The 14,998-nt window shown below is 64.0% G+C and carries 12 protein-coding genes; 5 read left to right on the forward strand and 7 right to left on the reverse strand.

Annotated elements, in window-relative coordinates:
• Positions 1-5 precede the first annotated feature (5 nt).
• Positions 6-1,652 carry an electron transfer flavoprotein-ubiquinone oxidoreductase gene (locus FRF71_RS00395; RefSeq protein ID WP_147088689.1) on the reverse strand — a complete coding sequence of 549 codons (1,647 nt, stop codon included), beginning with the start codon at positions 1,650-1,652 and terminating at the stop codon, positions 6-8.
• 72 nt (positions 1,653-1,724) lie between these two features.
• Here FRF71_RS00395 and FRF71_RS00400 point away from each other — a divergent pair, with 72 nt between their 5' ends.
• Genes FRF71_RS00400 through FRF71_RS00420 form a run of 5 tightly spaced genes read left to right on the forward strand, consistent with a single transcriptional unit; the run spans position 1,725 to position 6,767 of the window.
• Entirely contained in the window at positions 1,725-2,492 is a 768-nt protein-coding gene (locus tag FRF71_RS00400; protein WP_238339312.1) for a uracil-DNA glycosylase family protein, read from the forward strand.
• A gap of 32 nt (positions 2,493-2,524) precedes the next feature.
• Positions 2,525-4,285 carry a lytic transglycosylase domain-containing protein gene (locus FRF71_RS00405; RefSeq protein ID WP_147091469.1) on the forward strand — a complete coding sequence of 587 codons (1,761 nt, stop codon included), beginning with the start codon at positions 2,525-2,527 and terminating at the stop codon, positions 4,283-4,285.
• Positions 4,275-4,805: a molybdenum cofactor biosynthesis protein B gene (gene moaB, locus FRF71_RS00410; protein WP_147088690.1), complete on the forward strand. Its 531-nt coding sequence runs from the start codon at positions 4,275-4,277 to the stop codon at positions 4,803-4,805. The genes FRF71_RS00405 and moaB overlap by 11 nt, the downstream gene beginning before the upstream one ends.
• Before the next feature lie 34 nt (positions 4,806-4,839).
• Positions 4,840-5,925 carry a PA0069 family radical SAM protein gene (locus tag FRF71_RS00415; protein ID WP_147088691.1) on the forward strand — a complete coding sequence of 362 codons (1,086 nt, stop codon included), beginning with the start codon at positions 4,840-4,842 and terminating at the stop codon, positions 5,923-5,925.
• 41 nt (positions 5,926-5,966) lie between these two features.
• A complete protein-coding gene (locus tag FRF71_RS00420) occupies positions 5,967-6,767 on the forward strand; it encodes a cytochrome c (protein WP_161597856.1) in 801 nt (266 codons plus the stop codon).
• Positions 6,768-6,777: 10 nt separating this feature from the next.
• Here FRF71_RS00420 and FRF71_RS00425 read toward each other — a convergent pair whose 3' ends face one another.
• The 6 genes from FRF71_RS00425 to FRF71_RS00450 all read right to left on the reverse strand — a co-directional run bounded on the left by FRF71_RS00425 (position 6,778) and on the right by FRF71_RS00450 (position 14,845).
• Complete coding sequence (locus tag FRF71_RS00425) at positions 6,778-7,185, reverse strand: DUF1330 domain-containing protein (protein WP_147088693.1); 408 nt, start codon at positions 7,183-7,185, stop codon at positions 6,778-6,780.
• A gap of 2 nt (positions 7,186-7,187) precedes the next feature.
• Complete coding sequence (locus FRF71_RS00430) at positions 7,188-8,777, reverse strand: long-chain fatty acid--CoA ligase (RefSeq protein ID WP_147088694.1); 1,590 nt, start codon at positions 8,775-8,777, stop codon at positions 7,188-7,190.
• A gap of 33 nt (positions 8,778-8,810) precedes the next feature.
• On the reverse strand, positions 8,811-12,296 hold the full coding sequence (dnaE, locus tag FRF71_RS00435; RefSeq protein WP_147088695.1) for a DNA polymerase III subunit alpha: 3,486 nt from the start codon (positions 12,294-12,296) through the stop codon (positions 8,811-8,813).
• A gap of 88 nt (positions 12,297-12,384) precedes the next feature.
• Positions 12,385-12,864 (reverse strand): glutathione peroxidase, encoded by a 480-nt coding sequence (locus tag FRF71_RS00440; protein ID WP_147088696.1) that lies wholly within the window; start codon positions 12,862-12,864, stop codon positions 12,385-12,387.
• A 72-nt stretch (positions 12,865-12,936) separates the two neighbouring features.
• Complete coding sequence (locus FRF71_RS00445; protein WP_147088697.1) at positions 12,937-13,611, reverse strand: ABC transporter ATP-binding protein; 675 nt, start codon at positions 13,609-13,611, stop codon at positions 12,937-12,939.
• Positions 13,604-14,845, reverse strand: a complete 1,242-nt coding sequence (locus FRF71_RS00450) for a lipoprotein-releasing ABC transporter permease subunit (RefSeq protein WP_147088698.1) — start codon at positions 14,843-14,845, stop codon at positions 13,604-13,606. The genes FRF71_RS00445 and FRF71_RS00450 overlap by 8 nt, the downstream gene beginning before the upstream one ends.
• Between the last annotated feature and the right edge of the window lie 153 nt (positions 14,846-14,998).

Here is a 14,998-nt window from a genome sequence, read left to right on the forward strand (position 1 = left end):
GCAGATCACATGTTCGGATAATTCGGCCCGCCGCCGCCTTCGGGCGTGACCCAGTTGATATTCTGGGTCTTGTCCTTGATGTCGCAGGTCTTGCAGTGGACGCAGTTCTGAGCGTTGATCTGAAGGCGGGGATTGCCGTCCTCGATCCCCAGGAACTCGTATACGCCTGCCGGGCAATACCGCGCCTCAGGCCCGGCATAGAGCTTGAGGTTGATCTCGACTGGCACGGCCGGGTCCTTCAGCTGCAGGTGGCAGGGCTGGTCTTCCTCATGGTTGGTGAAAGACAGCGCCACACTGGACAGGCGATCGAAGCTGATCACGCCGTCGGGCTTGGGATAGGCAATCGGGCGGTAGAGATCGGCCCGCTCGGTCGCTTCGCAATCGCGGTGGTGGCCCATCGCCGGGATGATCGGCAGCTTCAGATAGCGTAGCCACATATCGAGGCCGGCAAAGACCGTGCCGATATCGCCGCCGAACTTGGCAACCATCGGTTCGGCGTTCTGCACCAGCTTGAGTTCCTTGGCGATCCAGCTGTCGCGGACGGCAGCATCGTATTCGGCCATCGCGTCATGCTCGCGGCCCGCGGCGATCGCGGCGGCAGCGGCTTCGGAGGCGAGCATGCCGCTTTTCATCGCGGTGTGGCTGCCCTTGATGCGCGGCACATTGACGAAACCGGCCGAGCAGCCGATCAGCACGCCGCCCGGGAAATCGAGCTTGGGCACGGACTGCCAGCCGCCCTCGTTGATCGCGCGGGCGCCATAGGAAACGCGGCGGCCACCTTCCAGGATCGCGCGGATTTCCGGGTGCTGCTTCCAGCGCTGGAATTCCTCGAACGGGTAGACGTAAGGGTTCTTGTAATCGAGCGCGGTCACGAAGCCCAAGGCGACCTGGTTGTTGGCCTGGTGGTAGAGAAAACCGCCGCCCCAGCTGTCGCTTTCGGTCAGCGGCCAGCCCTGGGTGTGAAGCACGCGGCCCGGCACATGCTTGGCCGGATCGATGTCCCACAGTTCCTTGATACCGATACCATAGACCTGCGGCTGGCAATTGGCCTCAAGGTCGAATTTCGCCTTGAGCGTCTTGGTCAGGTGGCCACGCGCGCCTTCGGCAAAGAATGTGTACTTGGCGTGCAGCTCCATCCCGGGCTGGTAATCGCCCTTGTGGCTGCCATCCTTGGCCACGCCCATGTCCTGCGTCGCCACGCCTTTGACCGAGCCGTCTTCGTTATAAAGCACTTCTGAAGCCGGGAAGCCGGGGAAGATTTCCACGCCAAGTTCTTCCGCCTTGCCCGCCAGCCAGCGGCACAGGTTGCCCAGCGAGCCGGTGTAGTTCCCGTTGTTCGACATGAACGGGGGCATCGGCCAATGCGGGATCGACGTTTTGCTTGTCTTCGAAAGGACCCAGTGCCAGTTGTCGGTCACGGGGGTTTCGGCCATTGGACAGCCATCTTCGCGCCAGTTCGGCAGCAGCTCGTCCAGCGCCTTGGGATCGACCACCGCGCCCGAGAGGATGTGTGCGCCGACTTCCGAACCCTTTTCCAGGATGCAGACCGAAAGCTCAGGATTGACCTGTTTCAACCGGATCGCCGCCCCTAGGCCGGCCGGGCCGCCGCCAACGATGACGACGTCATAGGGCATGGATTCACGTTCGCTCATGGTCCACCTGTTCGGGGTTAATCGTTCGCTTGAGCCTTGAAAGCTGGCTTGCGGCAGGTCAAGACCGCAAATGTGAACAACCCCGCACAAACTGACCCGGCAATCGATCCCGCCGCCGTCCTCTCGGCGGTGCTGGACTGGTGGCGCGAGGCGGGCGTTGACCATGCCTTTGCGGACGATCCGCGCACCTGGCTGGCCGATCCTGCCGCTGCGGAAGCTGCACCCGAGCGGACGGTCGCCCCGCCGCCTGAACCGCTCCGGGCAGTGCCCAAGACGCCAGTTGTAGAGCGTCTGCCAGGTCTCGATGCTCTGCCAATGACCCTGGCGGAGTTCCAACAGTGGTGGCTGAACGAGCCGTCGCTCGATGGCGGACACGTTGCCGGACGGGTGCCGCCGCGCGGGGTTGAAGGCGCACCGCTGATGGTACTGGTCGATCATCCGGAAGCCGAAGACGGCGAAATGCTGCTATCCGGCCCGCAGGGAAGACTGCTGGCGGCCATGTTCACGGCTATGGGGATCGGCCCTGAAGCGGCCTATATCGCCGCGTGCCTGCCCCGTCATATGCCTTTGCCAGATTGGGCCGCGCTCGATGCTGCGGGCCTTGGCGAGGTGGTGCGGCACCATGTCCTGCTGGCCCGTCCGCAGCGCTTGCTGGTGTTCGGAAGGCACATCTCGCCGCTGCTTGGCCACGATCCGGCGAAAAGTGCTGAACCTTTGCAGCAATTTGTTCATGAGAACGCCAGCATTCCGCTGATGGTGGGGCCGGGCCTTGCCAATCTGGCTGGTCGGCCGCGGAGCAAGGCCGGGCTGTGGCAAGCCTGGCTGGACTGGACGGGATAAGAACGGGTGTGAAGCGTACGACTGCAAAAGCGATGCTGGCCCTGGGCCTGGCGAGCAGCCTTGCCGGGCTGGCCGCGCCGGTGCACGCCAACAGCGCGGCGGTCGATTACTTCCGCAACCGGGCCGATCGCAGCAATGTCCCCACGCTGCTCAGCCAGGATGACAGGTCCTATTACCGCGACCTGTTTGGCGCGATCGAGCGGAGCGACTGGGCCAAGGTCCAGGCGATGTTTGCCCAGCGCCAGGACGGGCCGCTGCATCAGGTCGCGCTGGCCGAATACTACCTCGCCCCCACCTCCCCCAAGATCGAGCTTGATGCGCTCAATGCCTGGCTGGCCAAGGGCACCGACTTGCCGCAGGCCGAGCAGATCGCGCTGCTGGCACAAAAGCGGGGAGCGACCGCGCTGCCGAGTCTGCCCCAGGCCGGATCGCTGGTCAGCCAGCCGAACCGCGCCAAGCGGATCCGACCGCGCGAAACCAATGACGGAACCATGCCGGCCGCCGTGGCCGCCGCGATCAATTCCAGCATCAAGGCTGACAATCCCGCCGGGGCCAAGGCCTTGCTCGACGGAATCGATACGCAGCTCTCGCTCGGAGCGCGGGCTGAATGGCGCGCCAAGATCGCGTGGTCATTCTATATCGAGAATGACGATACCTCCGCCTATGCCCTTGCCCAGACGGTGCAGGACGGAGCCGGACCGTGGGTCGCCGAAGGCTGGTGGACTGCGGGCCTTGCGGCTTGGCGGATCGGTGATTGCATGGGCGCGGGCGATGCCTTCGCCCGCACTGCTGGTGCCTCGCAGAACAGCGAACTGACCGCGGCTGCGCTCTACTGGCAAAGCCGTGCTGCCGTGCGCTGCCGCCAGCCCGAAAAGGCCTCGGCCTCGCTCAAGGCTGCGGCAAAGATGGATGAGACGCTTTACGGCATGCTCGCTGCGGAGCAGCTTGGGCTCGCCCTACCGCAAACCCACACCGCGCCGGACTTTACCCAGAGCGACTGGCAGAAGCTGCGCGATGAAAACAACATCCGCACAGCCGTCGGCCTGGCCGAGATCGGCCGCGATGGCCTGGCCGATGAAGTCCTCCGTCACCAGGCCCGGCTTGGTCCTGCCAATGAATACCAGCCGCTCAGCCGTCTTGCCCGCGATCTGGGCTTGCCCTCGACGCAGCTCTGGATGGCCTATAATGCCCCAGTCGGCGGCCGCGCCGAACCGGCGGCCCGCTTCCCGACACCGAAATGGACCCCGGCCAACAACTGGCAAGTCGATCCTGCGCTGGTCTATGCCCACGCCCTGCAGGAATCGGTGTTTCGTGCTGCGGCTGTGAGCCCGGCCGGCGCGCGGGGCCTGATGCAGATCATGCCAGCCGCTGCGCGCGATCACGCCGGCGCGTTGGGTGTTTCCGGCAATCCGGGCGACCTCAACAAGCCAGAGATTAACCTCGCCTTCGGGCAGCGCCACTTGCAGATGCTCCGCGATGCGCCTGGCACGCAGGGCCTGCTGCCCAAGGTCATGGCTGCCTATAACGCCGGCCTCACCCCGATTGCCCGCTGGCAGTATGAGATCAAGGACCAGGGCGATCCCTTGCTGTGGATTGAAAGCGTTCCCTATTGGGAGACGCGCGGCTATGTGAACATCGTGATGCGCAATTACTGGATGTACGAGCGCCAGGCGGGCGGACCTTCGGAAAGCAGGATTGCGCTGGCCCAGGGTCTGTGGCCGACCTTCCCCGGCATCTCCGGCGCCAGCGCCGTGCGGATGACCGCCAATGGGGTGATCCAGCGTGGCCGTTGATCCCAGCCGCACCTTCAAGCCGATCAACATTGCGGTCCTCACCGTGTCCGATACCCGCACCGCGGCAGATGACACCTCAGGCGACATCCTCGTCGAACGGGTTCAGTCGTCCGGCCACAGACTGGCCGCGCGGGCGATCGTCCGCGATGATCCGGGCCTGATCGTCAGCAAGCTCAACGACTGGATCGACGATCCTGCTATCGACGCCGTCGTCTCGACCGGCGGCACGGGCCTCACCGGCCGCGACGTGACGCCAGAAGCCCTTGGGCGGATCGACGGCGCGCGCGAAATCCCCGGATTCGGCGAGCTATTCCGCTGGATCAGCTTCCAGACCATCGGCACCAGCACGATCCAAAGCCGCGCCTGCGCCGTGGTGGCGCGCGGCACCTATATCTTTGCCCTGCCCGGCTCGAACGGCGCGGTGAAAGACGGCTGGGACGGAATCCTCGCCGAACAGCTCGACAGCCGCAACCGGCCCTGCAACTTTGTCGAGCTGATGCCGAGGCTCAAGGAAGTCTGAGCACCTTGCCGATTTGTTCCGCATATGTTCTAATATGCGGATGGCGATTCCTTCCCCTATCCACGGCCGCGGCGCCCGGTCGGCGGCAGTTCCACAGCGTTTCGGCCTGGCCGCGCGCGAGGCAGACGGGGACTGGCTGGACGCGCGCGCGGAGATAGACGGGCCGGGACCGAAGCTGCGCACTACAGTGACAGAAGAGCAGGCGAGGCGGATCATCAGCCGCAACAGTTCGCCCGACATCCCGTTTGACCGCTCGATCAACGCCTATCGCGGCTGTGAGCATGGCTGCATCTATTGCTATGCGCGGCCGACCCACGCCTTCCATGATCTCTCGCCGGGTCTGGATTTCGAGACAAAGCTGTTCGCCAAGCCTCAGGCCGCCGCCCTGCTTCGCGCCGAGCTGGGCAAGCGCGGCTATAGCCCGGCCCCGATCGCGATGGGGACCAACACCGATCCATACCAGCCGATCGAGGCACACTATCGCCTGACCCGGCAAGTCCTCGAAGTCTGCTTGGAGACACGCCATCCCGTCACGATCACCACCAAAAGTGCTCGGGTCGTGCGGGATCTTGATCTGCTGGCCGAGCTGGCAAAGCTGAACCTGACGGCCGTATCGATTTCCGTCACTAGCCTCGATCCGAAGCTTTCCGGGCTGCTTGAACCGCGCGCCTCATCACCCGCCAAGCGGCTTGATGCGCTGCAACAGCTGGCCGCTGCGGGCGTGCCGGCCCACGTCTCAGTGGCGCCGGTGATCCCGGCGATTACCGACGAGTTTATCGAGCGCATCTTGGAAGAGGCTGCTGGGCGCGGGGTCAAGACTGCCAGTTGGATCATGCTGCGCCTGCCGCATGAGGTCGCGCCGCTGATGCGCGAATGGCTTGAAGTTCACTACCCGGATCGCGCCACCAAGGTGATGAGCATCGTCCAGGCAATGCGCGGCGGGAAGGACTATGACAGCCGCTTTTTTGAGCGGATGAAGCCCAAGGGCGTCTGGGCCGACGTCTTCCGCACCCGTTTCCGGATTGCCTGCCATCGGCTAAGGCTGAACCGCGAAATGCCCAAACTCGATTGCAGCCAGTTCATGGGGCCGCGCAGCGATGGGCAGCTGTCCTTGCTTTGAACTTCCATGCTGTTAGCCTGATGCCACCACGGCCTGGAGCAATGGCTATGCGGTTCGCGATCATTCTGAGCCTTGCAGCGCTCGCTGCTTGTTCTGCCCCCACCGAAAAGTCGCCCTTCGATCGCCTTGCTGCCGATCCGGTCAAACACGGCGAGCGGCTAGCGACAGTGCTCGGCTGCAAGGGTTGCCACGGTAAGGACCTGACCGGCCAGGACTGGAGCGCACCCGATTTCGTAGACATGTCTACGGCCAATTTGACCGTTTCGGCGCAGAAATATTCGGTCGAGGAATTGAAGACGATGATCGCCCATGGCCAGCGCCCTGCCGGACGTGAGCTGTGGGACATGCCCTCGTTCCTGTTCACCCGCCTGCCGGACGCAGACCTTGATGCGGTTGCCCATTACCTCAAGACGCTGAAGCCCATCGGCAAGGCTGCGCCCGATCCAGTGTTCTATCCGGCTGCCCGCGCCGAGATGGCCAAGGGCATCTACCATTCCTCCGCCGTCGAGGCGAAGCAGCAGTTCGCCAACCGCGGGCCGGACGCCGGGCCAGAGTTCGAGCGCGGCCGGCAGATCGTTCGGGCCAGCTGCGCCGAATGCCACCGGATCGAGCTGGACGGCAAGCCGGCGTACCCGGGGGAGCCGCACAATCCGAACCTGCGGATCGTGGCCTCCTACAGCGAGCCGGATTTCCTGAACTTCATGATCACCGGCAAGGCGGCCGGCAACCGCGAACTACCAATGATGAGCGGCGTCGCCCGGGGCCGGTTTTCGAAGATGACCGATGCGGAGCGGAAGGCGGTTTTTGCCTACCTCAAGCGGGTGGGCGAGCTGAGCAATTGATCAGCCGAATCTAACCCCTGAACCGGATCAACCGACTATCCGCCACGGCCGCTGTTCGATGCGGCAAGGCGTCGCGGACATATTCCTCGTTCTTGACCATCGCCATGAAGACGCCGGAATTGGGATAGCCCATCACGAAAGCCTTGTCCCACTCGTCCGCCGGACCAGTCACCGCACATTCGAGCGGCGCTTCCCAGACCATCGCCGCGCCATCATCCGCGACCAGTTCCTGAAAGCGCTTCTCGTAGATGTCATAGGCCTCGCGGCCCGTCAGGCCCTTGCCGTGCATGGGGTGGCCTTCCGGGTACTCCGCCAGGTCGCGGAACTTGATCAGGTTGAGCATGTGGATCGGCCGGTCGCGTGGCAGATCCTTGAATGCCTGCCAGTTCTCCCGGCTCGGATCCACATAGCCCGTCATGCTCAGGCGTCCGCCAGCTTGTAGTCGCGGAACTGGTCGCGAAGGTCCTTCTTGCTGACCTTGCCGGTCCCGCCATGCGGGATCGAGTCAACAAATTCGACCGCATCGGGCAGCCACCATTTGGCGACGCTTTTGGCGAGGTGCGCCTTGATTTCGTCGCCCGAGACATCGGCATTGGCCTTCTTGACCACCACCAGGATCGGGCGCTCGTCCCACTTCGGATGGTAGATGCCGATTGCAGCTGCCTCGGCCACCGCCGGGTGGCTCATCGCCGCGTTTTCGAGCTCGACCGAGCTGATCCACTCACCCCCGGACTTGATCACGTCCTTGGTGCGATCGGTCAGCTGCAACGTGCCGTCCGGGTGGAGGATGGCGACGTCGCCGGTGTCAAACCACTGTTCGGCATCGGTCGCGTCGGCCTCGGCCTTGAAGTAGCGCTTGATTACCCAGGGACCGCGCACCTGCAATGCGCCGCTGGTCTGGCCGTCGCGCGGCAGCACCTTGGTCGGATCGCCCAGGTCAACCGTGCGCAGTTCGACGCCAAAGGGCACGCGGCCCTGCATCTGCTTGATAGTGACCTGCTCATCGAACGAGAGGTCGTCCCAGTCCCAGGTCTTGGCACCGGTCGTGCCGATCGGGCTGGTCTCGGTCATGCCCCAGGCGTGAGCAACGTTGACGCCGGCCTTCATCAGCCGCTCGATCATGAAGCGCGGCGCGGCCGAGCCACCGATGATCGCCTGGCGCAGCGTCGGCAGCGTGGTTCCCGTCGCGTCCATATGCTGGAAGGTGGCAAGCCAGACGGTCGGGACCCCGGCCGAGTGAGTCACCTTCTCGCGGTTCATCAGCTCGCACAGCACGGCGGCATCGTTGACCGCCGAGAAGACGAACTTGATCCCCGCCGCAGCCCCGGCCCAGGGCAGGCCCCAACTGGCCGCATGGAACATCGGCACGACCGGCAGCATCACCGAGCGGGCATCGAAATCGAAGATCGCCGGCTGTAGCCCGGTGATTGCGTGCAGGAAGGTCGAGCGGTGCTCATAGAGCACGCCCTTGGGGTTCCCGGTGGTGCCGCTGGTGTAGCAGAGCATGCAGGGATCGCGCTCGTCGCCGGTCGCCCAGGTCGTGTTCCCGTCCTCAGCCCCGATCCAGGCTTCGAATTCGCCATTGTCATAGCAGATGTAGTTGCGGATCGTGGTCCACTTCGGCTTCATCCGCTCGATGATCGGGGCGAAGGCGGCGTCATAAAGCAAGACCACGTCTTCGGCGTGGTTGGCGATATATTCCAGCTGATCATCGAACAGCCGCGGGTTGATCGTGTGGAGCACGCCGCCAACGCCGACCGCGCCGTACCAGGAAACCAGATGGCGGCTGTGGTTCATCGCCAGGGTGGCGATCCGGTCACCCTTTTGCACGCCCAGCTTACGCAGCGCCTGGGTCATCCGCAGGGCATCGTGGCGGATCCCGGCCCAGGTCGTGCGGCTTTCGCTGCCGTCGGCCCAGCGCGTGACGATTTCGCGCGATCCCGTTTCGCGCGCGGCGTGGTCGATCAGGTGCGTGACCCGCAGGTCAAAATCTTGCATTGCTCCCAGCATCAGGCTCTCCAAATCCCCCCACCCGATTGTTGTTTAGGCGACGAGTCTCAGGTGCCCTGCTCCTCGCCTTGCGGTTAAGGCCACATTGGCAAGACCTTCGACGCTTGCCAAGCGTTCAGCAACTTCGCTGTCGAGATGGAATTGACGGCCGAGCCGCAAAACCGGTTCCAGGCCATGCCCAGTGCGCAGCCGCACCAGCACCTCGCCAGTGCCCGTGCCGTCCGGGCCGAGCAGTGCGGCGAGGTCATGCACCGCTTGCGGGTTAAGCACATCGAGCCGGAGTTGCATCTGCGCCGAACCCTTGACCTCTTCCAGCGGCCGTGCGCCGCGCACGGTAACGCGCGGTGGCTCGTCCGGACTGGGCGCGTCAAGTTCCACCGTCAGCAGCAGGCAGGTACCGTCCTTGGCCCAGGCCTGCATCGGCTCAACCAGCGATTCTTCGAAACAGGCGGCGCTGAACTGGCCGGAGCTATCGGAAAAGTCAGCGCGGACGAATTCGCCGCCCCTGCGCGTCCGCCCCTTGCTGACGCTTTCGACCATCACGGCCATCATCGCCTGCATCCGCCCACCGCCGGGCACCCCGGTTTCCATCAGCGCGGCATAGGTTCGCGCGCCATTGGCCGTGGCAACGGCGCGCCATTGCTCCACGGGATGCGCGGCGAAGTAGAAGCCAAAATTCTCGCGTTCCTTGGCCATCTGCTCCGCGCGCGGCCAGGGAGTCGTTTCGGCGAGGCGCAGCGAAGGCGCAGCATGATCCTCACCGCCAAACAGCCCAGCCTGCCCGCTCGAACGGGTGCGCTCAGCCTCATCGGCGACGGCCAGGAGCATGTCGGCATTGGCCAGCACCTTCGCGCGGTTAGGTTCAAGGCTGTCAAAGGCCCCGGCCCCGGCTAATCCTTCCAACTGACGACGGTTCATCGAACCTTGCGGCACACGGCGGAACAGGTCCTCAAGGGTAGCGAAGCGGCCATTTGCCTCGCGCTCGGCAACGATCGCATCCATCGCCTTTTCGCCGACATTGCGGATTCCCGCCAGGGCATAGCGCACGGCATGGCCTTCGTCGGTGCGCTCGACCGTGAACTCGGCCTCAGAGCGGTTGATGTCTGGTCCTGCCAGGGCAACGCCATTGCGCCGCATGTCATCGACGAAGATCGCAAGCTTTTCCGACTGGTGCATGTCGAAGCACATCGAGGCGGCATAGAATTCGTGCGGGTAATGGGTCTTCAGCCACGCGGTCTGGTAGGCCAGCAGGGCATAGGCGGCCGCGTGGCTTTTATTGAAGCCATAGCCGGCGAACTTGTCGATCAAATCGAACAGTTCGTTGGCCTTGGCGGGTTCGATCTCCGAATGCTCTTTGCAGCCCGACACGAAGCGCGAGCGCTGGGCGTCCATTTCGGCCTGGACCTTCTTGCCCATGGCGCGGCGCAAGAGGTCGGCATCGCCGAGCGAGTAGCCGGCCAGGATCTGCGCGGCCTGCATGACCTGTTCCTGGTACACGAAGATCCCGTAGGTCTCGGACAGGATGCCTTCGAGCTTGGGATGCGGGTACTCGATGGATTCGCTGCCGTTCTTGCGACGGCCGAACAGCGGGATGTTGTCCATCGGGCCAGGCCGGTAGAGCGAGACCAGCGCGATGATATCGCCGAAGTTGGTCGGCTTGACCGCCGCTAGGGTGCGCCGCATCCCTTCGGATTCGAGCTGGAACACGCCGACCGTGTCACCGCGCTGGAGCAGTTCATAGACTTCGGCATCGTCCCATGGCAGCGTCTCGAGATCGATCGCGATCTCACGCCGTTTGAGCAGCTCGACTGCTTTCTTCAGCACCGACAGCGTCTTCAGGCCGAGGAAGTCGAACTTGATGAGGCCGGTGTCCTCGACATACTTCATGTCGAACTGGGTCACCGGCATGTCAGAGCGCGGATCGCGGTAAAGCGGGACCAACTGGTCAAGCGGGCGATCGCCGATCACGACGCCAGCCGCGTGGGTCGAGCTATTACGCGGCTGGCCTTCGAGTTGGACGGCCAGGTCAACCAGCCGCTTCACCTCGGGATCGTTATCGTATTCGCGCTTGAGCTCGGCCACGCCGTTGAGCGCGCGCGGCAGGCTCCACGGGTCGGTCGGGTGGTTCGGGACCATCTTGCAGAGACGGTCGACCTGGCCATAGCTCATCTGCAGGATGCGGCCGCAGTCGCGCAACACGGCACGGGCCTTGAGCTTGCCGAAGGTGATGATCTGGGCGACGTGATCGGCGCCATACTTTGCCTGGACATAGCGGATCACCTCGCCGCGGCGGGTTTCGCAAAAGTCGATATCGAAGTCCGGCATCGAGACGCGTTCCGGGTTGAGGAAGCGTTCGAACAGCAGGCCCAGCCGCAGCGGATCGAGATCGGTGATGGTCAGCGCCCAGGCAACGACCGAACCCGCGCCCGAACCGCGCCCCGGCCCGACCGGGATGTCGTTGGCCTTGGCCCACTGGATGAAGTCGGCCACGATCAGAAAGTAACCGGCAAAGCCCATCCGGTTGATGACGTCGGTTTCGAAGTCGAGCCGGTCGAAATAGGCCTGGCGCTCCTCCTCGGGCAGCTCGCCATAGGGCGCAATGCGTTTTTCGAGGCCCGCGCGGGCGTGCTCGATCAGCATCCGCGCTTCGCCTTCCTTGTCCCCCGCCAGGCTTGGCAGCAGCGGTTTGCGCTTGGGCGGGGAGAAGGCACAGCGCTGGGCGATGACCAGGGTGTTGGCCAGCGCCTCGGGCAGGTCAGCGAACAGCTCGCGCATCATCGGCCCGGACTTGAGCCAGGATTCGCGAGGGGAGCGAGGCCGGTCAGGCGCATCGACGTGGGTCGAATTGGCGATGCAGAGCATGGCATCGTGCGCGGCGTGACCGCCTGGATCGGCGAAGTTTGCCGGGTTGGTCGCAACCAGCGGCAGATCGCGAGCATAGGCCAGGTCGATCAGCGCATCTTCGGCCGCTTCCTCAGTCGGATCGTTACGTCGGGCGACCTCCAGGTAAAGCCGTCCTGGAAACAGCCCTTCAAGGCGCGCGCAGAATTCAACAGCCGCCTCGCCTTTGCCTGCTGCAAGCAGGCGCACCAGTGCGCCCTCGCCTGCCCCGGTCAGCGCGATCAGGCCGTCGGTGTGGCCCTGGAGATCGGCCATGGTGACGTGGGGTTCGAACTCGATCGGCCGGCCGAGATGGGCGCGGCTGACGAGGTAGCAGAGGTTATTCCAGCCAGTCTCGTTCTGGGCGATCAGGCCCAGCCAGTCGATCACCGGATCCTTCCCCGCGGCAGCCTCTTCGCGGGACACGGCCAGGAAGGTACCGATCAGCGGCTGGATGCCTGCATCCTTGCAGGCCCCGGCAAAGGACATCGCGCCGTAAAGCCCGTTGCGATCGGTAATGGCGATGGCTGGAAAGGCGCGGTCTTTGGCCAGTTTCGCCGCCGCCTTGGGATCGATCGTCCCGTCGAGCATGGTGTAGCTCGAAAAGACGCGCAGCGGGACAAAACGTTCGTGGGCCATCCCCGCTAGATGCGGCCTGGATGGCCGATTCGGAAGGGGGTGCAGCGTGCTTTACCCACAGCGCCGAACCCCGCTCCGACAAGGTGCGTCACAGCAGCGCCTTGATGTCCTTTTCCAGAGCTTCGGGCTTGTCGGTCGGGGCATAGCGCCGCACCACCTTGCCATCGCGATCAATCAGGAACTTGGTGAAGTTCCACTTGATCGACTTGGTCCCCATCAGGCCCGGCGCCTCGCTCTTGAGCCAGTCGTAGAGCGGCGGGGCGTCATCCCCGTTGACGTCGATCTTGGCCATCAGCGGAAAGGTCACGTCGTACTTCAGGCTGCAGAAGTTGGCGATTTCCTCCGCATTGCCGGGTTCCTGCGCGCCGAACTGGTTGCAGGGGAAGGCGATCACTTCAAACCCGTCATCGGCGTACTTCTTGTAGAGCGCCTCCAGCCCTTCGTACTGCGGGGTGAAGCCGCATTTGCTGGCCGTGTTGACGATCAGCAGCACCTTGCCGGCCTTGTCCGCCAAATTGAGTTCGCCCCCGCCGGGCAGTTTAGCCGTGAAATCGGCAATGGTATGCATGTGCTGGAACTCCCCGAGTTGTTTGGATGGGAGACTAGGCGATGGCTTCGGCCCGTCAACCGCCTGCAAAGGCTAACCGACGCGACCTTCGTGCAGGCGCAGCACCCGGTCCATCCGGGCGGCCAGCCGCTCGTTATGGGTGGCGACCAGCGCGGCACTGGTCTGGCCGCGGACCAGGCTGACGAATTCGTCGAACACCCGGTCGGCGGTGGCTTCATCGAGATTGCCGGTCGGCTCGTCGGCCAGGACCAGTGCGGGGCGGTTCGAGAGTGCCCGGGCTACGGCGACGCGCTGCTGCTCACCGCCGGACAGCTGGCTTGGCCGATGATTGAGCCGCTCACCAAGCCCCAGCGCAGTCAGCAATTCTGTGGCACGGTTAGCCGCATCAGCCTCGCTTACCCCGGCCACCAGTTGCGGCAGGATCACGTTCTCCTGCGCGGTGAAGTCCGGCAGCAGGTGATGGAACTGATAGACAAAGCCAATCCGGTCGCGGCGCAGCGCGGTGCGGTCATCGGCCGAAAGCGAGCCGGCTTCCACGCCCGCGATCCGCAACGAGCCGCCGAAACCGCCTTCAAGCAAGCCGACGGCTTGCAGCAGCGTCGATTTGCCCGAGCCTGATGGCCCTAGCAGTGCAACGATCTCGCCCGGCTGGATTGCCAGGTCGACGCCGCGCAGCACGTCGATCCGCACGCCGCCCTGCTCAAAGCTACGGGTTAGGCCAGTGGTCTGGACAACAGCATCACTCATAGCGCAGCACCTGCACTGGATCGGTACTCGCCGCCTTGAAGGCCGGGTAAAGCGTGGCCAGGAAGCTGAACACCAGCGCCATGATCACGATCAGCACGATCTCGACCGGATCGGGCCGAGCGGGCAGTTCGGTCAAGAAGCGGATCTTGGGGTCCCACAGGTTCTGGCCGGTCAGCACCTCGATCACCCGGACGATCGACTGGCGGAAGAACAGGAAGGCTGCACCCAGGATCAGACCAGCAACAGTGCCGAGCGCGCCCACCACGAAGCCAACCGTGACGAAGACCTTGAGCAAGCTCTTCCGGCTCGCCCCCATTGTGCGCAGGATCGCAATATCCCGGGTCTTGGCGCGGACCAGCATGATCAGCGATGACAGGATATTGAACACCGCGACAAGCACGATGATCGAAAGCACCACAAACATCGCCACCCGCTCGACCGCCAGCGCCTCGAACAGGCTGGCATTCATCGACCGCCAGTCCGTCACCACGGCCTGTCCAGCAAGGCGCTGCGAGACGGGCTTCAGGATTTCGGTAACAGCATCGGGATCTGTCACCTGCACCTCGATCATCCCGATGGCGTCCCCCGTCAGCAGCAGGGTCTGCGCATCCTCGATTGGCATGACAACGAAGCGCTCGTCGAAATCGAACACTCCGATCTCAAAGATCGCGGCGACGCGGTAGGCGATCTCGCGCGGGACGGTGCCGAACGGCGTCGAGCGTCCCTGCGGGTTGATGATCGTCAGCGTATCGCCCACTCGGATGCCGAGATTTGCGGCCAACTGCGAGCCAATCGCGACCTCACCCGCTCCGGGTTTTAGCGGCGCGAGCGAGCCGGAGACCAGCTTCGGCTTCAACCGCTGGATATCCTCTGCAGTATTGCCGCGCGCAAAGACCAGGTCGACCCGGCCGTTGAAGCTGCCCATCTGCGGCTGCTCGATAAGGGGGGAGGCTTGGGTCACACCGGGGGTCTGGCGCACTTCCTGAAGTACGCTCTGCCAGTTCTCGATCCGCCCGCCGTAAGCCTGGACGATGGCGTGCCCATTGAGCCCGACGATCTTGTCGAAAAGTTCGGCGCGGAAGCCGTTCATCACGCTCATCACGATGACCAGCGCGGCCACGCCCAGCGCCACGGCAACCAGGCTGATCCCGGCGACCAGGGCAATGAACGCCTCGCTCCGCCCCGGCAGGAGGTAGCGTTTGACCAGCACCTTTTCGAAGGGAGAAAGCAGCAAGGATGGCCTCGGGGTGAGGGAAATTCGTCACGCTGGACTTAGGGCGATCACTTCGAAAGGGCAATGCTCGACAAACTATTGACAAATAGCATTGTTCCTGATATGTTCTGTACTTTCCATCTGGAGGTCGCCAAGTGGAGCGTCGTCAAAGCC

Source organism: Novosphingobium ginsenosidimutans (assembly GCF_007954425.1).
GTDB lineage: Bacteria > Pseudomonadota > Alphaproteobacteria > Sphingomonadales > Sphingomonadaceae > Novosphingobium > Novosphingobium ginsenosidimutans.